The sequence below is a fragment of the Pantoea sp. Z09 genome (assembly GCF_022394795.1).
Lineage (GTDB): Bacteria > Pseudomonadota > Gammaproteobacteria > Enterobacterales > Enterobacteriaceae > Pantoea > Pantoea latae.
In genome coordinates, this window is record NZ_CP092373.1 from 1,757,712 (window position 1) to 1,777,584 (window position 19,873).

The 19,873-nt window shown below is 59.0% G+C and carries 18 protein-coding genes; 12 read left to right on the forward strand and 6 right to left on the reverse strand.

The window, feature by feature from the left end; translation table 11 throughout:
* The first annotated feature begins 142 nt into the window (after window positions 1-142).
* The 4 genes from cysB (at window position 143) to acnA (ending at window position 5,086) form a co-directional block, all read left to right on the forward strand.
* Window positions 143-1,117: an HTH-type transcriptional regulator CysB gene (cysB, locus tag MC269_RS08400; RefSeq protein ID WP_081138103.1), complete on the forward strand. Its 975-nt coding sequence runs from the start codon at window positions 143-145 to the stop codon at window positions 1,115-1,117.
* Window positions 1,118-1,612: 495 nt separating this feature from the next.
* Entirely contained in the window at window positions 1,613-1,771 is a 159-nt protein-coding gene (locus MC269_RS08405; RefSeq protein WP_081138105.1) for a YmiA family putative membrane protein, read from the forward strand.
* 343 nt (window positions 1,772-2,114) lie between these two features.
* Window positions 2,115-2,216: a small membrane protein YmiC gene (locus MC269_RS18840; RefSeq protein ID WP_371824363.1), complete on the forward strand. Its 102-nt coding sequence runs from the start codon at window positions 2,115-2,117 to the stop codon at window positions 2,214-2,216.
* Between the two features lie 188 nt (window positions 2,217-2,404).
* Window positions 2,405-5,086: an aconitate hydratase AcnA gene (acnA, locus tag MC269_RS08410; RefSeq protein ID WP_239954824.1), complete on the forward strand. Its 2,682-nt coding sequence runs from the start codon at window positions 2,405-2,407 to the stop codon at window positions 5,084-5,086.
* 102 nt (window positions 5,087-5,188) lie between these two features.
* Here acnA and ribA read toward each other — a convergent pair whose 3' ends face one another.
* Complete coding sequence (gene ribA / locus MC269_RS08415; protein WP_081138111.1) at window positions 5,189-5,785, reverse strand: GTP cyclohydrolase II; 597 nt, start codon at window positions 5,783-5,785, stop codon at window positions 5,189-5,191.
* Window positions 5,786-6,014: 229 nt separating this feature from the next.
* Between ribA and pgpB the strand changes: the two genes are divergently transcribed.
* From pgpB to yciH, 5 genes are all read left to right on the forward strand, one after another.
* A complete protein-coding gene (gene pgpB / locus MC269_RS08420; protein ID WP_081138113.1) occupies window positions 6,015-6,779 on the forward strand; it encodes a phosphatidylglycerophosphatase B in 765 nt (254 codons plus the stop codon).
* 128 nt (window positions 6,780-6,907) lie between these two features.
* On the forward strand, window positions 6,908-7,216 hold the full coding sequence (locus tag MC269_RS08425) for a LapA family protein (protein WP_081138115.1): 309 nt from the start codon (window positions 6,908-6,910) through the stop codon (window positions 7,214-7,216).
* Window positions 7,217-7,222: 6 nt separating this feature from the next.
* Entirely contained in the window at window positions 7,223-8,392 is a 1,170-nt protein-coding gene (gene lapB / locus MC269_RS08430; protein WP_239954825.1) for a lipopolysaccharide assembly protein LapB, read from the forward strand.
* A gap of 194 nt (window positions 8,393-8,586) precedes the next feature.
* Window positions 8,587-9,309 carry an orotidine-5'-phosphate decarboxylase gene (pyrF, locus tag MC269_RS08435; protein WP_239954827.1) on the forward strand — a complete coding sequence of 241 codons (723 nt, stop codon included), beginning with the start codon at window positions 8,587-8,589 and terminating at the stop codon, window positions 9,307-9,309.
* Complete coding sequence (yciH, locus tag MC269_RS08440; protein ID WP_081138121.1) at window positions 9,306-9,629, forward strand: stress response translation initiation inhibitor YciH; 324 nt, start codon at window positions 9,306-9,308, stop codon at window positions 9,627-9,629. The genes pyrF and yciH overlap by 4 nt, the downstream gene beginning before the upstream one ends.
* A gap of 81 nt (window positions 9,630-9,710) precedes the next feature.
* On the opposite strand, the gene osmB is transcribed toward yciH, so the two are convergent.
* The gene (osmB, locus tag MC269_RS08445; protein WP_081138123.1) at window positions 9,711-9,926 is read right to left on the reverse strand and encodes an osmotically-inducible lipoprotein OsmB; all 216 of its coding nucleotides are present in this window, start codon (window positions 9,924-9,926) and stop codon (window positions 9,711-9,713) included.
* A 351-nt stretch (window positions 9,927-10,277) separates the two neighbouring features.
* Between osmB and araD the strand changes: the two genes are divergently transcribed.
* The 3 genes from araD to MC269_RS08460 all read left to right on the forward strand — a co-directional run bounded on the left by araD (window position 10,278) and on the right by MC269_RS08460 (window position 13,189).
* On the forward strand, window positions 10,278-10,979 hold the full coding sequence (araD, locus tag MC269_RS08450; protein ID WP_081138125.1) for an L-ribulose-5-phosphate 4-epimerase: 702 nt from the start codon (window positions 10,278-10,280) through the stop codon (window positions 10,977-10,979).
* A 218-nt stretch (window positions 10,980-11,197) separates the two neighbouring features.
* Window positions 11,198-12,181 (forward strand): 2-keto-3-deoxygluconate transporter, encoded by a 984-nt coding sequence (gene kdgT, locus MC269_RS08455; RefSeq protein WP_239954829.1) that lies wholly within the window; start codon window positions 11,198-11,200, stop codon window positions 12,179-12,181.
* Window positions 12,182-12,322: 141 nt separating this feature from the next.
* Complete coding sequence (locus MC269_RS08460; RefSeq protein WP_033746837.1) at window positions 12,323-13,189, forward strand: crotonase/enoyl-CoA hydratase family protein; 867 nt, start codon at window positions 12,323-12,325, stop codon at window positions 13,187-13,189.
* Between the two features lie 12 nt (window positions 13,190-13,201).
* On the opposite strand, the gene pdeR is transcribed toward MC269_RS08460, so the two are convergent.
* The 4 genes from pdeR to MC269_RS08480 form a co-directional block, all read right to left on the reverse strand.
* A complete protein-coding gene (pdeR, locus tag MC269_RS08465; protein WP_239954830.1) occupies window positions 13,202-15,187 on the reverse strand; it encodes a cyclic di-GMP phosphodiesterase in 1,986 nt (661 codons plus the stop codon).
* 159 nt (window positions 15,188-15,346) lie between these two features.
* Window positions 15,347-15,631 carry a YbdD/YjiX family protein gene (locus MC269_RS08470; RefSeq protein WP_239954831.1) on the reverse strand — a complete coding sequence of 95 codons (285 nt, stop codon included), beginning with the start codon at window positions 15,629-15,631 and terminating at the stop codon, window positions 15,347-15,349.
* Window positions 15,624-17,690, reverse strand: a complete 2,067-nt coding sequence (locus tag MC269_RS08475) for a carbon starvation CstA family protein (RefSeq protein ID WP_239954832.1) — start codon at window positions 17,688-17,690, stop codon at window positions 15,624-15,626. The genes MC269_RS08470 and MC269_RS08475 overlap by 8 nt, the downstream gene beginning before the upstream one ends.
* A gap of 179 nt (window positions 17,691-17,869) precedes the next feature.
* The gene (locus tag MC269_RS08480) at window positions 17,870-19,804 is read right to left on the reverse strand and encodes an exoribonuclease II (protein ID WP_239954833.1); all 1,935 of its coding nucleotides are present in this window, start codon (window positions 19,802-19,804) and stop codon (window positions 17,870-17,872) included.
* Window positions 19,805-19,873: the final 69 nt, after the last annotated feature.

Consider the following 19,873-nt stretch of genomic DNA (forward strand, 5'->3'; position numbering starts at 1 on the left):
AAAACGTTCTACATTCCTCCTTACGATGATATAGTGGTTATAGCATTTCCGACTTATTCCGATGCTTTGCCCTCTTTTCACCGATCTGGCGAACAACCCGCAATCGGGGATGCGCTCTGTAGCTTACTGGGATGGAACAGATATGAAATTGCAGCAGTTGCGCTATATCGTCGAAGTGGTTAATCACAACCTCAATGTCTCTTCAACCGCGGAAGGGCTTTATACCTCTCAGCCTGGCATCAGCAAACAGGTGCGCATGCTGGAAGATGAACTGGGCGTACAAATCTTTGCGCGCAGCGGCAAGCATTTAACCCAGGTAACGCCAGCGGGCGAGGAGATCATTCGCATCGCCCGCGAAGTGTTGTCGAAAGTCGATGCGATCAAATCGGTGGCGGGCGAACATACCTGGCCGGATAAAGGCTCGCTCTATGTGGCGACCACCCACACCCAGGCACGCTACGCGCTGCCGGGCGTCATCAAGGGCTTTATCGAGCGCTATCCGCGCGTCTCGCTGCATATGCATCAGGGCTCGCCAACGCAAATCGCCGAAGCGGTTTCCAAAGGCAACGCCGACTTCGCTATCGCCACCGAAGCGCTGCACCTCTATGACGATCTGATTATGTTGCCGTGCTACCACTGGAATCGGGCTATTGTCGTCACGCCCGATCATCCGCTGGCGGGCAAGGGGCAGGTGTCGATTGAGGAGCTGGCGGAATACCCGCTGGTCACCTACACCTTTGGCTTTACTGGACGTTCGGAGCTGGACACCGCGTTCAACCGCGCAGGGCTGACGCCGCGCATCGTCTTTACCGCGACCGATGCAGACGTAATCAAAACTTATGTTCGCCTCGGGTTAGGCGTCGGAGTGATTGCCAGTATGGCGGTCGATCCGCAGGCCGATCCTGACCTGGTACGCATCGAAGCGGCGGAGATTTTCACCAACAGCACCACCAAAATCGGCTTCAGGCGCAGCACCTTCCTGCGCAGCTATATGTATGATTTTATTCAGCGCTTTGCGCCGCATCTGACCCGTGACGTGGTAGACGCCGCGGTCGCGCTGCGCTCAAACGATGATATCGAAGCGATGTTTAAGGATATCAAGCTGCCGTTTAAGTAAGTCGACGCATCGTTTAGCGTTATTTAAGGCTGCCCTGGGCAGCCTTTTTTGTCGCTAGCGGTTAGCGCCAGCTTAATGTCGATAAAGGCGATTATTTTTTTGTAAATGAAACATCGATCACATGTTTTTCTGTTTAGGTTACTTAAATGAGAAACAGTACACAAAATTTACCTTGCCGCTTTGCGTGCTGCCAGGATTATTCCCATACTCCAGTTAAGACCTGATGTAGAAGGCCTTTTTATCAGGTCTCTTTAAGTTAACTCAAATTAAAGGTGGTACTAATCGCAATTTAAGCCAAATCTGCAATGTAATAATTCAATTAAGGAAATGTATCGTGGTTCATTATTCCTTAAGTTATTTGGCGGTTTTGATAAATAGCGTTAATCGTTGTGCTCAATAAAAATAACTGGATTTTCGGCCTTAATGCGTTTAGGATTCGTCCTAAATCTTAATCGGTGTTATCAATCGTTTTATTGAGAGTGATTATCAGAAACTATGGCTACGAGACTGACTGTACAACCCGATTTTCGGGCAAAAAGCACCAAGGTTGAGCGCTCTGGTAATATCCGTCGCAAAGCCTGGTTAACCGTAATAGCTGCTTCTGCGCTGTTCTGGGTAGTTGTAGCCTTGATGATCTGGCGTATGTGGGGTTAAACCATGTGGGCAAACACACTCAGCCGTAAACAATTGTTATCCGCGCCGCAGCTCCAGGCGCCAGCCTGTAAAGGTAAAGAGAGCGTCGTGACGGAACACAAAGTGACAATCCCGGATAGCTGGGAGTTGAGTGAAAATCAGCGTCACTTCATCGAGTCTTTCATGGACACGAAAGCTAAATAAGCGGTCAGCATTAACTGGCGACGCCAGTGCAATTCTTCTTTCCGGTTATCCGGCGGGCAAGTTAAAAGCCCACTCTTCACACTCAGCATATAAAAAGGGTGTCATCGCAACGCGATTGACAGCAGGACTTTTTTACGCCCGTTTTCGGGAGGAGTGACGTATGAATATGATGATGAATATGAACATGATTAAGATGTCCTGGCTGAGCGCCTATGCTTTCTCGCTGGCATTCTGGGCGGCCGCTGTCTGGATTGCGCTATAAGCAAAACCGATAATCCTCTCTTTTCTGACGAAAACGCCCCGCATCGCCTGTGGGGCGTTTTTGTTTCTCGCTCCGATCGGTGTAGCGATTCGTGTTGTAATCAAAACGTTAAAGAAAATGTAGTCTATCTTTAACATAAACCTTGTTCTCTCTGAGGTTACCGCGATCACGAAAAAAAAGGAGGAGCTATGTCGGACACCCTACGCGAGCTGAGTCAGGACAGGCTGCAGGTCGACGAGCAGCAGTACCATATTTTCAGTCTTCCCCGCGCCGCCCAACGCCTCGGCAACATCGATCGTCTTCCCAAATCGCTCAAAGTGCTGCTGGAGAATCTCCTGCGCTGGCAGGATGGCGACTCTGTCACGGAAGAAGATATCCAGGCGCTGGTGGGCTGGCAGCAGAACGCCCACGCCGACCGGGAGATCGCCTATCGCCCCGCGCGCGTGCTGATGCAGGATTTTACCGGCGTGCCGGCGGTGGTCGATCTGGCGGCGATGCGCGAGGCGGTGAAGCGCCTGGGCGGCGACGTGGCGAAGGTCAATCCGCTGTCGCCGGTCGATCTGGTTATCGACCACTCGGTGACGGTGGATCGCTTTGGCGACGACAGCGCGTTTGAAGAGAACGTCGAGCTGGAGATGCAGCGCAACCATGAACGCTACGTCTTTTTGCGCTGGGGCCAGAAGGCGTTTAATAAATTCCGCGTGGTGCCGCCTGGCACCGGCATCTGTCACCAGGTTAACCTGGAATATCTGGGTAAATCGGTGTGGCATGAGCAGATAGACGGCAAGCAGTTTGCCTGGCCCGATACCCTGGTGGGCACCGACTCCCATACCACGATGATAAACGCCCTCGGCGTGCTCGGCTGGGGCGTTGGCGGCATCGAAGCCGAAGCGGCAATGCTGGGCCAGCCGGTCTCGATGCTGATCCCCGACGTGGTCGGCTTTAAGCTGACCGGCAAGCTGCGTCCAGGCATCACCGCCACCGATCTGGTACTTACCGTCACCCAGATGCTGCGCAAGCATGGCGTGGTGGGCAAGTTTGTCGAGTTTTACGGCGACGGGCTGGCCGATCTGCCGCTGGCGGACCGCGCCACTATCGCCAATATGGCGCCGGAATATGGCGCGACCTGCGGCTTCTTCCCGGTTGACGACGTCACCCTCGGCTATCTGACGCTAACGGGCCGCGACGCCGAGCAGGTGGCGCTGGTGGAAGCCTATGCGAAAACGCAGGGGCTGTGGCGCAATCCCGGCGACGAGCCGATCTTCACCAGCTCGCTGGCGCTCGATATGCAGAGCGTGGAATCGAGCATCGCCGGGCCAAAACGCCCGCAGGATCGCGTTTCCCTCGGAGATGTGCCGGCCGCGTTCAACGCCAGCAACGAGCTGGACGTCACCCATACGCAGCAGGCGCACAAAACCGTAAGCTATACCGACAGCGCCACCGGCCTCAGCCATGAGCTGGAGGATGGTGCAGTGGTGATCAGCGCCATTACCTCCTGCACCAACACCTCGAACCCCAGCGTTCTGATGGCGGCGGGGCTGCTGGCGAAGAAAGCGGTCGAGCGCGGCCTGAAGCGCCAGCCGTGGGTCAAAGCGTCGCTGGCGCCGGGCTCCAAAGTGGTCTCTGACTATCTGGCAGTGGCGCAGCTGACGCCTTATCTCGACAAGCTCGGCTTTAACCTTGTGGGCTATGGCTGCACCACCTGTATCGGCAACTCCGGGCCGCTGCCCGATGAGATTGAAAGCGCGATTAAAGCGGGCGATATCACGGTCGGTGCGGTGCTCTCCGGCAACCGTAACTTCGAAGGGCGTATTCACCCGCTGGTAAAAACCAACTGGCTGGCCTCGCCGCCGCTGGTGGTCGCCTACGCGCTGGCGGGCAATATGAAGGTCAATCTGCAGACCGAACCGCTGGGTAAAGATCGGCAGGGCAACGACGTTTTCCTGAAGGATATCTGGCCGTCGCCGGAAGAGATTGCCACCGCGGTGCAGCAGGTGACCAGCGACATGTTCCATAAAGAGTATGCCGAAGTCTTCTACGGCACCAAAGAGTGGCAGGCAATCAAAGTGAGTGAAGCGGCCACCTATGCGTGGGACGAGGGCTCGACCTACATTCGCCTCTCGCCGTTCTTCGACGATATGGAACGTGAGCCGAAAGCGGTGGAGGACATCAAAGGCGCGCGCGTGCTGGCGATGCTGGGCGACTCGGTGACCACCGACCATATTTCGCCGGCGGGCAGCATCAAGGCGGACAGTCCGGCAGGACGCTATCTGCAGTCGCACGGCGTCGATCGCGCCGACTTCAACTCCTACGGTTCACGCCGTGGTAACCATGAGGTGATGATGCGCGGCACCTTCGCCAATATCCGCATCCGCAACGAAATGGTGCCGGGTGTGGAGGGCGGCTATACCCGCCATATCCCGAGCGGCGAGCAGCTGGCGATCTACGACGCGGCGATGAAATATCAGCAGGAGGGCACGCCGCTGGCGGTGATTGCCGGTAAAGAGTATGGCTCCGGCTCCAGCCGCGACTGGGCAGCGAAAGGGCCGCGCCTGCAGGGCGTGCGCGTGGTGATCGCCGAATCCTTCGAGCGTATCCACCGCTCTAACCTGATTGGCATGGGCATTCTGCCGCTGGAGTTTGCGCCGGGCGTGACGCGTAAAACCCTCCAGCTTACCGGCGAAGAGCTGTTCGACATCGACAATCTGTCGCAGCTGCAGCCTGGCTGCACGGTGAAGGTGAGGATGACGCGCCCGAACGGCGTGGAGGAGACGCTGGAGACGCGCTGCCGTATCGATACCGGCAATGAGCTGACCTATTACCGCAACGACGGTATTCTGCACTATGTGATCCGCAATATGCTGAACTAAGCGCAACGCCGGGGAAACCCGGCGTTTTTTTTGACAGGACGCAGGACGCTTTGCTCCTCGAACCCTGCCGCGCGCGTCTCAGCATTGAAGCTGACTGAGCGGTTATTCCGGTTTCGGCAGCAGATGCCCCATCTTTTCCGCTTTGGTATCCAGATAGTGCGCGTTCTTCGGGTTGCGCCCGACGATCAGCGGCACGCGCTCGACGATATTGATCCCCGCTTCGCTGAGGATCTCAACCTTACGCGGATTATTGGTCAGCAAACGCACCTCGTTTACTCCCAGCAGCTTGAACATATCGGCGCACAGCGTGAAGTCGCGCTCGTCCGCCGCAAAGCCGAGTTGATGGTTGGCTTCCACCGTGTCATAGCCTTTATCCTGCAGCGCATAGGCGCGGATCTTGTTCAGCAGGCCGATATTGCGGCCTTCCTGACGATGATAAAGCAGCGCGCCGCGACCCTCTTCGGCAATGGCGTTGAGCGCCGCTTCCAGTTGAAACCCACAATCGCAGCGTAAACTGAACAGCGCGTCACCGGTTAAACATTCCGAATGAACGCGCGCCAGCACGGGCGTGTTATCGCTGATGTCGCCATAGACCAGCGCGACGTGATCGTGTCCGGTTGCCAGTTCTTCAAAACCGACCATGAGGAAATCGCCCCAGGGCGTGGGCAGTTTGGCTTCTGCCACCCGTTTAAGCTGCATGTGACTCTCCAGAACCTTCAGAGGATGCGCTATTCTAAAATAGCGCACAGGCCAGTATGGCCTGAAAAAATTGACAATATTGTGCCACAACGTGAAGTTGGGCTGGTAATTTGTCAGAGCGATTGTAGTGATAAAGCACAATTATCCAATGCGCAACAGGTTATGTTATTATTTTTTAAGCTAAAGTTTTCAGCTAGCGGCGAAAAGACGCCGGAAAGAGGGAGAAAGGATGCTGGATATTCTGCGTCGCACCACGGCAGGCATGCTGCTGCTGATGATCATTCCGGTCGCGGTCTGGTTGACCGGCTGGCACTGGCAGCCGGGGGAGAGCAATGCGCTGCTGCGCGTTCTGTTCTGGATGACGGAAACCGTGACGCGGCCCTGGGGCACCCTGACCAGCCTGCTGCTCAGCCTGTGGGTGCTATGGTGCCTGCGCTTTCGCCTCCGGCCCGCGCTGCTGCTGCTGTTAATTATGAACGCCACCATTCTGACCGGGCAGTACACCAAGTCTTACATTAAAGATCAGGTGCAGGAGCCACGCCCCTATGTGGTCTGGCTGGAGCACAGCCACGGACTCGACGACCGCGAATTCTATAGCATGACGCGCAAAGCGCGCGGCGAGCGCGTCGACCAGCTGCTCGCCAGCGACCAGCAGCTGCCGGGCTGGCTGAAGCAACACTGGGCGTTCGAAACCGGCTTCGCTTTTCCCTCCGGCCATACGCTGTTTGCCGCCAGCTGGGCGCTGCTGGCGCTGAGCCTGCTCTGGCCGCGTCGCCGCTATGTCACTATTGCGCTGGTGGGCGCGTGGGCGGGCGCGGTGATGGCCAGCCGACTGCTGCTGGGCATGCACTGGCCGGGCGATCTGGCGGTGGCGGTGGCGCTCTCCTGGCTGCTGGTCTCGCTGGCGACGTGGCTGGCGCAGCGTTTTTGCGGCCCGTTGACCCTGCCGCCGGAAGAGCGAAAGGAAGTGGCGCAGAGGGAAAGCGGATTGTAATTCCGTGCTTTATCCCCATATTATTGATTGCGCTTGCGTAAAAGCCATTCGCCTGGCGCTGCAGGGAGCAGCATTGTTGCCGCTTTTTTGGCATACTTCTACCGGATAACCTCACAACAGGATGCACTGTGAAATATTTGCTGATTTTTTTAGTGGTATTGGTCATTTTTATTATTTCCGTCACCTTAGGCGCGCATAACGACCAGGTCATCACCTTCAACTATCTGCTGGCGCAGGGCGAATTCCGTATCTCTACGCTGCTGGGCGCGCTGTTCGGCGCAGGCTTTGTGCTGGGCTGGGCCATCTGCGGCCTTTTCTGGCTGCGCGTCCGCGTCTCGCTGGGCCATGCGCAGCGCAAGATCAAACGTATGCAGAGCCAGCTGGACAAAAGCAATCCGCCAGTGACCACCTCGACGACCGTCGCGGGTCGGGAATAATACTCCATGCTCGAATTGCTGTTTCTGTTATTGCCCGTCGCTGCGGCTTACGGCTGGTATATGGGGCGACGCAGCGCGCAACAGGACAAGCAACAGGAAGCGAGTCGCCTGTCGCGGGATTACGTTGCCGGCGTTAACTTTCTGCTCTCCAATCAGCAGGACAAAGCGGTCGACCTCTTTCTCGATATGCTGAAAGAGGACAGCGGCGCGGTCGAGGCGCACCTGACGCTGGGCAACCTGTTCCGCTCGCGCGGCGAAGTCGACCGCGCCATCCGCATCCATCAGTCGCTGATGGAGAGCGCCTCGCTAAACTACGATCAGCGTCTGCTGGCGATCCAGCAGCTGGGCCGCGACTATATGGCGGCGGGCTTTTACGATCGCGCCGAAGATATGTTCAAGCAGCTGACGGATGAAACCGATTTTCGCATCAGCGCGCTGCAGCAGCTGCTGCTGATCCATCAGGCGACCAGCGACTGGCAGCAGGCGATTGAGGTAGCCGAACGGCTGGTGAAGCTGGGCAAGGATAAGCAGAAGGGCGAAATCGCCCACTTCTACTGCGAGCTGGCGCTTCAGGCGATGAGCAGCGACGATCTCGATCGCGCCATGAGCCTGCTGAAAAAGGGCGAAGCCGCCGATCGTCAGAGCGCACGCGTCTCGATCATGATGGGACGGATCCTGATTGAGAAGGGCGACTACAGCAAAGCGATCGATCGTCTGCAGCGCGTGCTGGATCAGGATAAAGAGCTGGTGAGCGAAACGCTGCCGATGCTGGAGACCTGCTATCAGCGCCTGAACCAGCCCGACGCCTGGGCGGCATTTCTTCAGCGCTGCGTGGAGGAGAATACCGGCGCGTCGGCGGAGCTCTACATGTCCGACATCCTCGAACGTCAGGAGGGACCGGAAGCGGCGCAGCTCTATATCAACCGTCAGCTACAGCGTCATCCCACCATGCGCGTTTTCCATCGCCTGATGGATTTCCACCTGCACGAAGCGGAAGACGGGCGCGCCAAAGAGAGCCTGATGGTGCTGCGCGACATGGTCGGCGAGCAGATCCGCACCAAGCCGCGCTATCGCTGCCAGAAGTGCGGCTTTACCGCCCATGCGCTCTACTGGCACTGCCCATCGTGCCGCACCTGGTCCTCGGTGAAACCGATTCGCGGGCTCGACGGTCAGTAACTGGCCGTTGCGCCGCGCACGCTTTCTTAGTTACAACATACTATAATATCCGTTCCTCAACGTTCTAAACAGCGTGCAACTTATCGCCTGGCAGGCAATCGGCGCGCCGCAAACGTTGTCCCTGGCATAACGCGCGGGTAGAATGCATGCCGTTTGTCTTCTCTGCCACGCGCCGTCAACTACGAGGAAATGCCATGCCCTTATCGCCAACCGTGACCGCTTCGCCCATTCTTGTGGCGCTCGATTATCACGATCTCAATAGCGCATTGCGTTTTGTCGACCAGATTGACCCACAGAGCTGCCGCCTGAAAGTCGGCAAAGAGATGTTTACCCTGTTTGGTCCCTCGCTGGTGAAAGATCTGCAGCAGCGCGGCTTCGAGGTGTTTCTCGACCTTAAATTCCACGACATTCCCAACACCGCCGCGCACGCCGTTGCGGCGGCGGCCGACCTGGGGGTCTGGATGGTCAACGTGCACGCCAGCGGCGGGGCGCGCATGATGAACGCCGCGCGCGAAGCGCTGCTGCCGTTCGGCAACGAGGCGCCGCTGTTGATCGCCGTTACGGTGTTAACCAGCATGGACGCAGAGGATCTTCTCGGCCTCGGCATCACCCTGTCGCCCGCCGAGCAGGCGGAGCGGCTGGCGAAGCTGACCCGCGACTGCGGTCTGGACGGCGTCGTCTGTTCCGCCCATGAAGCCGCGCGCTTTAAACGCGCATTTGGCGCCGATTTCGCGCTGGTGACGCCGGGCATCCGTCCGGCCGGCAGCGACGCTGGCGATCAGCGTCGTATTATGACACCGCAGCAGGCGCAGCAGGCGGGCGTCGACTATATGGTGATCGGACGCCCCATTACGCAATCCAGCGATCCGGCCGCCACGCTGTCGGCCATTCTGACCAGCCTGAAGGAGCCGTCATGAGCCGCGACAATCCTCTGGTTTACTCTACCGACGCGGGCCGCATCGAGCAGCCGCAGGAGAAGGTCGTCCGTCCAAAAGGCGACGGCATCGTGCGCATCCAGCGGCAGACCAGCGGCCGTAAGGGTAAAGGGGTGTGTCTGATTACCGGACTCGATCTCGATGACGAGGCGCTGAACAAGCTGGGCGCAGAGCTGAAAAAGAAGTGCGGCTGCGGCGGCTCGGTGAAAGAGGGCGTCATCGAGATTCAGGGCGATAAGCGCGATCTGCTGAAGCAGCTGCTGGAGGCGAAAGGGCTGAAGGTAAAACTGGCGGGTGGTTAACGAAAAATCGGGCTACGAAAGTAGCCCGATGAGGGTGTAGATGCGCTGCGTAGCCTTTATTTTAAATATGCTTGTCGGTCGTTAATTTACCTGATGACCGATGACACCGCCCACTGCCGCGCCGCCGAGGGTTCCCAGCGCGCTGCCGTGCGTTAACACTGAACCACCAATTGCGCCCGCTCCGGCGCCGATAGCGGTGTTACGATCGCGTTTTGACCAGTTCGAACAGCCGCTCAGCGCGACGACAAGAGTGGTGGCCAGAACAGCTGCGGTAATACGTTTCATGGTTGTTGTCATAAACTTCTCCTTGGTTGTGCTCACAGAGGCAACACACTAAGTATAGGTGGTTTTTTCCTCTGCTCTGTTATCTACCCGTGTTACGCCATCGCTTCTTCCCTGAAGATGCCGATCTGCCTTTCACTATGGACAATGTTGTCTCGGGAAGATAAATGCAACCGGCAAACAGATCCGCCCATTGCACGAGTGAATTCTAAGCCTTATGCAAATTTTCCGAAGATGGAAGATTCCTAATTCGCGCCGCATTTTTCATTTAACAGCCGTTTTCCGCCTCTTTTACAGCCAGTCTCTCCATAACCTTTTTAGCCAGCGCCTGCACAATTCAGGGATAAATCTGAGCAGGAGAATGCAATGCTGGAACAACTCAAACAACAGGTCCTGGAAGCGAACCTGGACTTGCCGCGCTATAACCTCGTGACCTTCACCTGGGGCAACGTCAGCGCCATCGATCGCGAGCGTGGCGTGCTGGTGATCAAACCTTCCGGCGTCAGCTACGCCAGCATGAAGCGCGACGACATGGTGGTGGTGGATCTCGCCAGCGGCGAAATCGTCGAGGGCGACAAACGGCCTTCATCCGATACCGCCACCCACCGTGCGCTCTATCTGGCATGGCCAGAGATCGGCGGCATCGTCCATACCCATTCGCGCCACGCCACCATCTGGGCGCAGGCCGGCCGCGCCATCCCCGCGTGGGGCACCACCCATGCCGACGACTTCTACGGTGAAATTCCCTGCACCCGCGCCATGCATGACGATGAAATCCAGCGCGACTACGAGTGGAATACCGGCGGCGTCATTATTGAAACCTTCGCCCAGCGCGATCTGTCGCCCAGCGCCATTCCGGCGGTGCTGGTGAACTCGCACGGGCCTTTCGCCTGGGGACGCGACGCCCAGGCCGCGGTGCACAGCGCGGTGGTGCTGGAAGAGGTCGCCTATATGGGGCTGTTCAGCCAGCAGCTGCGCGCCGATCTGCCGCCCATCAATCAGACGCTGCTCGACCTGCACTATCTGCGCAAGCACGGCAAAAACGCCTGGTACGGTCAGAAAGCCTGATTTATTGCACCTCATGGATGAGGTGCGCATTTCCGCTGCCATGCGGCTGGTATGGCGACGCCGCTCAAAATAACGAAACATAACGCTCACAAAAAATAAAACAGCGTTTCATTTTTACGGCGCGATCACTGTTTTCACTCTCCGTCACCCGTACTTTGCTGTCACGCCTTCGGGCATACAACAACGCACCTCCCTCTGGACAGCAAAGGTGACCTCTGATGCATATCAAACGTGCTATCGATAAAATTCCCGGCGGCATGATGCTTATTCCGCTCTTTCTCGGCGCGCTTTGTCATACCCTGACGCCCGGCGCCGGCAAATACCTCGGTTCTTTCTCCAACGGCCTGATGACCGGCACGGTGCCGATCCTCGCGGTCTGGTTTTTCTGCATGGGCGCCTCGATCAAGCTCAGCGCCACCGGCGCCGTGCTGCGTAAATCGGGCACGCTGGTCATTACCAAAATTGCGGTCGCCTGGGTCGTGGCGGCTATCGCCTCCCGCGTGATGCCGGAAAACGGCGTCGAGGTGGGGATGTTCGCCGGGCTTTCGACGCTGGCGCTGGTGGCGGCGATGGATATGACCAACGGCGGCCTCTACGCCTCAATCATGCAGCAGTACGGCAGCAAAGAGGAGGCGGGCGCCTTTGTGCTGATGTCGCTGGAGTCGGGCCCGCTGATGACCATGGTGATCCTCGGCACCGCCGGTATCGCCTCTTTTGAACCCCACGTCTTTGTCGGCGCGGTGCTGCCGTTTGTGGTCGGTTTTGCGCTGGGCAATCTGGATCCGGAACTGCGCGAATTCTTCGGCAAAGCGGTGCATACCCTGATCCCGTTCTTCGCCTTCGCGCTGGGCAACACCATCGACCTGACGGTCATCGCCCAGACCGGGATGCTGGGCGTGCTGCTGGGCGTCGCGGTAATCGTTATCACCGGCATTCCGCTGATTATCGCCGACAGGCTGATTGGCGGCGGCGACGGCACCGCCGGCATCGCCGCCTCCAGCACCGCGGGTGCGGCGGTGGCGACGCCGGTGCTGATCGCCGAAATGCTGCCGCAGTTTAAGCCGGTCGCGCCAGCTGCCACCGCGCTGGTGGCGACCTCGGTTATCGTTACCTCGGTTCTGGTGCCAGTCATTACTGCGATCTATTCAAAACGCGTTAAGCGTTCTCGCGTTGCGCCAGCCCAGCACGCGGCGATCAAGTAAGCCCGCTTAAGCATCCCCGACCTCTAAGTCGGGGATATCTCTGGATTTTACTTTATAAATCAATCTCTCATTTGGTCTGGCCTCTCTCTGCATTACGCTGATGTGGCGTTTAACGCATCAAAATAAACAGAGGATGAGACAATGACAGTAATTAACCAACCAACTTGCCGACTGTTCACCGAAGTGGGACAGACCACCCAGCTCGCCGCGTACTACGAAGAGGGTCGCCGCACCATGTGGATGATGCTGCGCGCGCAGCCGCGCCCCAGCTTCAACCATGAATTAATTGAGGAGATCATGAACCTGAGCTATGCGGCGCAGCGTTCCGGGCTGCCGATCGATTTCTGGGTCACCGGCTCGCTGGTGCCGCAGATGTTCAACGCCGGAGGCGACCTGCGCTTCTTCGTGGAGTGCATTCGCAACAACCGCCGCGAGGCGCTGCGCGCCTATGCGCGGGCCTGCGTCGACTGCATTCATTCGGCGGCGCGCGGCTTCGACACCGGCGCGGTGACCATTGCGATGATTGAGGGCAGCGCGCTGGGCGGCGGATTTGAGGCGGCGCTGGCGCACCACTTTATTCTGGCGCAAAACAACGCGCGGCTTGGCTTCCCGGAAATCGCCTTTAACCTGTTCCCCGGCATGGGCGGCTACTCTTTAGTGGCGCGCCGCGCCGGAATGAAGCTGGCAGAAGAGCTGATCTGTGAAGGGGAGTCGCACAGCGCGGAGTGGTATGAGACGCGCGGTCTGGTGGACAAAGTGTTCCAGCCAGGAGAGAGCTATCGCTGCACGCGCACCTTTATTGATACGCTGCGGCCGAAGCTCAACGGCGTGCGCGCCATGCTGAAGGCGCGCCAGCGCGTGCTGCAGCTGTCGCGCGCCGAGCTGATGGATATCACCGAGGACTGGGTCGACTATGCCTTTACGCTGGAACCGAAAGACATCGCCTATATGGAACGTCTGGTGCAGTTACAGAACCGCCACAGCGCGTCCCTGCGTAAAGCGGGCTAATAACAACGAGTTTTAAACGCGGGCAGGATGCTTAGCCAGCCAATGCCCGAGCTGCTCTGCGGGCATTGGTTTTGCGTAAAAATAACCCTGACGCCCATCCACACCGTTAAGGAGAACGAACTCTTCTTCCGCTTTGGTCTCGATGCCTTCGGCGATCACCTGCAGCGTCAGCGCCTTGGCCACGGCGACGATAGCGCGCACCAGCGACTGAGAGACCGGCTGCTCGTTAATATTGCGGATAAAACTTTGATCGAGCTTGATAGCGTTGATCGGCACGCGTGCCAGCTGCGACAGCGAAGAGTAGCCCGTGCCGAAATCGTCGAGATGCACCTGCGCGCCCAGCTCCTGAAACTGCTTCATCAGGGTCAGCGCCTGCGCTTCGTTTTCTATCAGGCAGCTCTCCGTTAGCTCGATATCGATAGGGCATTCGGCCAGCCCGCTGTCCATTAGCGCCAGTTTAAGATCGCTGTAGATGCTCTGGTCGATAAGCTGCCGCGCCGAGACGTTGACCGCCACGCGCAGGTTGATGCCCTGTTCGCGCCACGCCAGAATCTGACGCAGCACCGTCAGCATGACCCAGCGGCCGAGCGGCACAATCAGGCCCGACTCTTCGGCATAGGGGATAAAATCGGCGGGCGACACCATGCCGCGCTCCGGGGAGTTCCAGCGCACCAGCGCTTCCGCGCTGCGCACCACGCCGTCGCTGTCGAGCTTCGGCTGATAAAACACCGTCAGATGATCCTGATCGAGCGCCTTGCGCAGGTTGGTGTCGAGCCAGAGATATTCAAATACGCGCTGGTTCATTTCAGCGGCAAACACGCAGAACTTGCCGCGCCCGTTCTCTTTGGCGTGGTACATCGCGGTATCGGCGTTGCGGATCAGGCTCTCGCGATCCTCGCCGTGCAGCGGCGCCAGCGCGATACCGATAGAGCAGCCGCTGTAAACTTCGATCAGGCCGATGCGGAACGGCTGACGCAGACGTTCCAGAATACGCGACGCCATCGCCTCCAGCGCCGCCTGGCTGGTGTGCTCCGCCAGCACCACGAACTCATCGCCGCCGAGGCGCGCCAGCGTCTGGTCTTTGCCCAGGCAGCTGAGGATCGCCAGCGACACCGCCTGCAGCAGCTGATCGCCGAACATATGGCCATAGGCGTCGTTGACCTTCTTGAAATTATCGAGATCGAGGTAGACCACGCCGGTCTCATCCTCTTTCGCCAGCTCCAGCGCCAGGCTAATTTGCTGGTGGATCGCGTTGCGATTGGGCAATCCGGTCACCGTATCGGTGTTCGCCATCACCCGCAGGCGCTCCTGCGCCCGTCGCTCCTCAGTTATGTCCGTTCCTGAACAGATGAGGAAAATTTCATTTTTCCCGCTACCGCTGTGCACGAACTTATTACGAAACAGAAAGAGTCGCTGGCCCTTACGGGTTTTCACCCAGCGTTCTACCTCGTAGGAGTTGCCGTCGCGGAAGAAGCCGGCGATGTTGCGCCGCGACGCGGCGGCCTCCTGTTTGGTCATAAACAGCTGAAACACGTTGCGGCCGATCACTTCGTGCTCCTGCAGCCCGGTGTACTCTTCGCTCAGTCGGTTAAAGCGCTGAATATTGCCGCGCTGATCGACGATGACAATCACCGAGTTCGCTTCAGAAACCACCTGTTCGGCAAAAGACAGCCCGAGCGTCAGGTCGCGCGCGACGGCGGAGGTGTCGCCCCAGGCAGAAGCGGTGCCGGCCCAGCTGGACTGGTTCACCTTGCGGCCGACAAAGTGCATCGGCACCGGCGTGCCGTGCAGCGGCAGCGTCAGATTGACGCTGGAGGTGATCACCGGCATGGCGCGCAGCAGGCTGGCCTGTGCGGGCGTGAGCGCCACGGCGATATTGGTATGCGCATTTTCATCTTCTGCAAAATGCAAAGCATCGCTGTCGGTGGTCAGGCGCCAATGAGGGCTGGTTGTACCAAACAAGGTATACAGCAACGTTTGCCCTTGTTCATCGGTCATGGAAAGGTCCTCCGGGGGAGTGCTCTGCAGGCGTTATCTCATTATTTTATCAACAGTATTCGGCATCCCGCTTCAGCACAAGATGCCAGCCAAATATATTTTCCAGTCTGATAAAGAATGGCACAAAAAGGCCCCGGGTCGCGGGGCCGACTTCACTGCTTAACAAGGACATTTTCCCAGCTTACCGGCCTGACTGGGGAACCGGGCATCAAGACAGTATCGGTGGAATTCTCGCTCGCTCATCGGCGTCAGATCCGGGTGATGATGCTGCATATGCTGAAGATAATTTTGATAATCATGCACCCCGACCATCAGGCGAAAGCTCTGCTGCAGCCCACGCCACAGCCGTCGCCAGCTGAACCGCGCCGGAGCGGCGAGCGGCTGGCAGCGGGTAATATTGTTGAGGCGCGCCGGACGCGCGACGCGGCGGATAGCGTCAGACATGGCGCACCTCCTTGCGCAGCGACGGTTCAGCTTCGTGCGTGGTCGGCACGCTGCTCTGCAGCGCGCGGCGGATCACGAAGAAGGCGGCGATCAGCATGGTTACCGCCACCAGCATAAAGAAGCCGCACAGCACGGCGTTGATCTGGTTGCTGAAGACGATGGTCTGCATATCCGCCACGCTCTTCGCCGGGGCGATAATCACCCCTTCGTCGATCCCTTTGCGGAATTTATTCGCCTGCGCCAGAAAGCCGATAGAAGGCTTCTGATGAAAAATCTTCTGCCAGCCCGCCGTCATCGAGGTGATAAACAGCCAGGCGGTCGGCAGAAGGGTGACCCAGGCGTAGCGCTGCTTTTTCATCTTAAACAGCACCACGGTGCCGAGGATCAGCGCCATCGAGGCGAGCATCTGGTTGCCGATGCCGAACAGCGGCCAAAGGGTATTGATGCCGCCCAGCGGATCGACCACGCCCTGATAGACAAAGAAGCCCCAGCCAGCCACCGCCACCGCCGTGCCCGCCATATTGCCCACCCAGGAGCGGTTGTTCGCCAGCGACGGCACCACGGTGCCGACCAGCTCCTGCACCATAAAGCGACAGGCGCGCGTGCCGGCGTCCACGGCGGTCAGGATAAACAGCGCTTCGAACAGGATGGCGAAGTGATACCAGAAGGCCATCATCGCCCGGCTGTTGAAGACGTCGGTGATGATATGCGCCATGCCCACCGCAAAGGTCGGCGCGCCGCCCGCGCGCGACAGCACCGAGGCTTCACCCACGTCGCGCGCGATGCCGCTCAGCATCTCCGGCGTCACCACAAAGCCCCAGCCGTTGATCACCTGCGAGGCGTTCTCTACCGTGGTGCCGATCAGCGCGGCGGGCGAGTTCATGGCGAAGTAGACGCCAGGGTCGATCACCGAGGCGCAGATCAGCGCCATAATGGCAACGAAAGACTCCATCAGCATCGCGCCATAGCCGATAAAGCGGATATGGCTCTCGCGCTCAACCAGCTTCGGCGTGGTGCCGCTGGAGACCAGCGCATGGAAGCCAGAAATCGCGCCGCAGGCGATGGTGATAAACAGGAACGGGAACAGCTCGCCGGAGAAGACCGGGCCGCTGCCGTCGATAAAACGCGTTACGGCCGGCATTTTCATTTCCGGCATGGCGAAGACGATGCCGATCGCCAGCCCGACGATCACGCCGATTTTCAGGAAGGTCGAAAGGTAGTCGCGCGGCGCCAGCAGCAGCCAGACCGGCAGCACCGAGGCGACGAAGCCGTAGATCACCAGCACCCAGGTGAGCGAGGTGCCTTTCAGGGTGAAGAAGGGGCCCCAGTAGGGATCCTGCGCCACGTTGCCGCCATAGATAATTGCCGCCATCATCAGCACAAAGCCGATCAGCGACACCTCCGCGATTTTACCCGGTCGGATAAAGCGCATATAGACGCCCATCAGCAGCGCGATGGGAATGGTCGCAGCGATGGTAAAGAGTCCCCACGGCGAGTTGGCCAGCGCCTTGACCACCACCAGCGCCAGCGCGGAGAGGATAATGATCATCACCCCGAGCGCGCCGAGCATGGTGATGACGCCGGCGAACGCGCCCAGCTCCTGACGCGCCATCTCCCCCAGCGAGCGGCCGTCGCGGCGGGTCGAGATAAACAGCACGAGGAAATCCTGCACCGCGCCCGCCAGCATCACGCCAATGAGGATCCAGAGGGTGCCGGGCAGAAAGCCCATCTGCGCCGCGAGGATCGGGCCGACCAGCGGGCCCGCGCCCGCGATAGCGGCAAAATGGTGACCGAACAGCACCCATTTATTGGTCGGCACATAGTCGAGGCCATCGTTCAAACGCTCGGCCGGCGTGCGGCGTCGGTCGTCCAGCTCAAAGATATTGCGCGCGATAAACAGGCTGTAAAAGCGATAGGCGATGCTGTAGCAGGCGACGGCGGCCACCACCAGCCAGACCGCGTTAACGTGCTCGCCGCGGTTTAACGCCAGCATGGCGAAAGCGCCCGCGCCGACTAACGCCACCGCTAACCAGATGGCGCTGGTTTTGACGTTCTTCATGACCTCACTCCTTGTATGAACCGAAAGGGACGTTCAACGACAACGAGTCAAAGGTAATGTAATGGAATGTAAGTGAAAGTTAATGTGTCGAGAAGTGTGAAGCGGGGAACAAATTTAACATTTGTGCAAAAAGGAGAAAGCAAGGCGGGATAAGGGCAATTATCCCGCCTTGTTCAGGCTCAGACGGCCGGGCGCGCCACCACGCTACGCGTTTCCATGCGCACTTCGGCGATGGTTACGTCAATCACGTCGGTCACGCGGTAGACCACTTCGCCTTTGATCTGCACCGTGCCGCTTTCCTGGCTGCACACCAGTTCGTCGCGCACCGCATGGATAAAGGGCGCCGGAATAAAGGCGACCGCGCCATTCTCCAGCAGGCGCACGCGCATGCCGCCGCGCGACACGTCGATGATCTCCGCGCTGAACCTGCGGTCGGTGCCGGCGTGCGGCGTCAGCCAGCGCGCATAGAGCCAGTCGCCGACGTCGCGTTCTGCCATGCGGTTAAGGCGGCGACGCTCGCTCATGGTGGTCGTCAGCGCCTCGTCCGGACGGGCGCCTTGCTCGCCGCGGATAATCGCTTTCAGCAGGCGATGGTTAATCATGTCGCCCGATTTACGGATCGGCGAGGTCCAGGTGGCGTACGCCTCCAGACCCAGACCGAAATGGGGGCCTGGCTCGGTGCTGATCTCGGCGAAAGACTGGAAGCGGCGGATGCGGCTGTCGAGGTACTGGGTCGGCTGCGCATCCAGTTCACGACGCAGCTGGCGGAAGCCTTCCAGCGTAGTGATAGCGGCGGCGTCCACCGTCACGCCGTGGCTTGCCAGTACGGCGGCGGCCTGCTCGGCGTTGGTGGCGTCGAAGCCGGTGTGCACGTTGTAAACGCCGAAGCCCAACTTCTCGCGCAGCACCTTACCGGCGCAGACGTTAGCGAGGATCATCGCCTCTTCAACCATGCGGTTGGCGATGCGGCGCGGCTCGGCGACGATATCCAGCACTTCGCCTTTCTCGCCCAGCACAAAGCGGTAGTCGGGACGATCTTTAAACACCAGCGCGTGGTTGTGGCGCCATTCGCTGCGCGCCAGGCAGATGCGGTGCAGCAGACGGATCTGCTGAGCGATCGCCTCGCTCTGCGGCTGCCACTCGCCCTTGTTTTCCAGCCAGTCAGACACCTCGTCGTAAACCAGTTTGGCTTTTGACTCGATCCAGGCGGCGAAGAAATGCACGTCGTCGCCCAGCGTGCCGTCCTGCGCAACGGTGACGCGGCAGGCCAGCGCCGGGCGGCGCACGTTGGGACGCAGCGAGCAGACGTCGTCGGAGAGTTCGCGCGGCAGCATCGGGATATTAAAGCCCGGCAGGTAGTTGGTGAAGGCGCGCTGCGCCGCCAGCTTGTCCAGCTCGCTGCCTTCCGGCACGTAAGCGGTAGGATCGGCGATGGCGATGGTCAGGCGCAGCGTGCCGTCGGCGTTCTCTTCGACGTAGAGCGCGTCATCCATATCTTCGGTGCTGGCGCTGTCGATGGTGACGAACTCGAGCGCGGTGAGATCCTCGCGCGTCAGCTGTTCGTCCTGCATTTCGCCAAAGCCGACCTGCGGCGCTTCGCGCTCCAGGTTATGGCGCGACAGCGTGACCCACCACGGCGCCAGATGGTCGTCGGCTTTAACGATAAATTCGGTCAGTTCGGCGTAGAAGCCGCGGTCGCCTTTCAGCGGATGGCGGCGCATCTCGGCCACGGCCCAGTCGCCCGCCTGAAAATCATGGCTCAGGCCGCGCACCGGACGGCAGGGGATCGCATCTTTCAGCAGCGGATGATCCGGCACGATAGAGAGACGATCGTCTTTCTTCTGAACGCGGCCGACAAAGCGGCTGAGGAAAGGTTCGATCAGCGTTTCCGGCTCGGCGCTTTCGCGATCTTTATCGCTGTGGATGATGGCGGAGACGCGGTCGCCGTGCATCACCTTCTTCATCTGCGGCGGCGGGATGAAATAGCTTTTCTGCGCGTCGACTTCAAGAAAGCCGAAACCTTTTTCGGTGCCTTTAACAACACCTTCTGCGCGAGGCGTCTGCGCGTGGAGCTTCTCTTTAAGCTGCGCGAGCAGCGGATTATCCTGGAACATAGTAGTTTAGTTTCGTGGCCTAAGAGCGGCTGCTAGTTTTACGCGAATCAGGGGCGCGCGGCAAGGCAA

Coding starts and splice junctions, on each gene's coding strand:
- cysB (WP_081138103.1), top strand. CDS start 143: ATGAAATTGCAGCAGTTGCGCTATATCGTCGAAGTGGTTAATCACAAC.
- MC269_RS08405 (WP_081138105.1), top strand. CDS start 1,613: ATGGCTACGAGACTGACTGTACAACCCGATTTTCGGGCAAAAAGCACC.
- MC269_RS18840 (WP_371824363.1), top strand. CDS start 2,115: ATGAATATGATGATGAATATGAACATGATTAAGATGTCCTGGCTGAGC.
- acnA (WP_239954824.1), top strand. CDS start 2,405: ATGTCGGACACCCTACGCGAGCTGAGTCAGGACAGGCTGCAGGTCGAC.
- ribA (WP_081138111.1), bottom strand. CDS start 5,785: ATGCAGCTTAAACGGGTGGCAGAAGCCAAACTGCCCACGCCCTGGGGC.
- pgpB (WP_081138113.1), top strand. CDS start 6,015: ATGCTGGATATTCTGCGTCGCACCACGGCAGGCATGCTGCTGCTGATG.
- lapB (WP_239954825.1), top strand. CDS start 7,223: ATGCTCGAATTGCTGTTTCTGTTATTGCCCGTCGCTGCGGCTTACGGC.
- pyrF (WP_239954827.1), top strand. CDS start 8,587: ATGCCCTTATCGCCAACCGTGACCGCTTCGCCCATTCTTGTGGCGCTC.
- yciH (WP_081138121.1), top strand. CDS start 9,306: ATGAGCCGCGACAATCCTCTGGTTTACTCTACCGACGCGGGCCGCATC.
- osmB (WP_081138123.1), bottom strand. CDS start 9,926: ATGACAACAACCATGAAACGTATTACCGCAGCTGTTCTGGCCACCACT.
- araD (WP_081138125.1), top strand. CDS start 10,278: ATGCTGGAACAACTCAAACAACAGGTCCTGGAAGCGAACCTGGACTTG.
- kdgT (WP_239954829.1), top strand. CDS start 11,198: ATGCATATCAAACGTGCTATCGATAAAATTCCCGGCGGCATGATGCTT.
- MC269_RS08460 (WP_033746837.1), top strand. CDS start 12,323: ATGACAGTAATTAACCAACCAACTTGCCGACTGTTCACCGAAGTGGGA.
- pdeR (WP_239954830.1), bottom strand. CDS start 15,187: ATGACCGATGAACAAGGGCAAACGTTGCTGTATACCTTGTTTGGTACA.
- MC269_RS08470 (WP_239954831.1), bottom strand. CDS start 15,631: ATGTCTGACGCTATCCGCCGCGTCGCGCGTCCGGCGCGCCTCAACAAT.
- MC269_RS08475 (WP_239954832.1), bottom strand. CDS start 17,690: ATGAAGAACGTCAAAACCAGCGCCATCTGGTTAGCGGTGGCGTTAGTC.
- MC269_RS08480 (WP_239954833.1), bottom strand. CDS start 19,804: ATGTTCCAGGATAATCCGCTGCTCGCGCAGCTTAAAGAGAAGCTCCAC.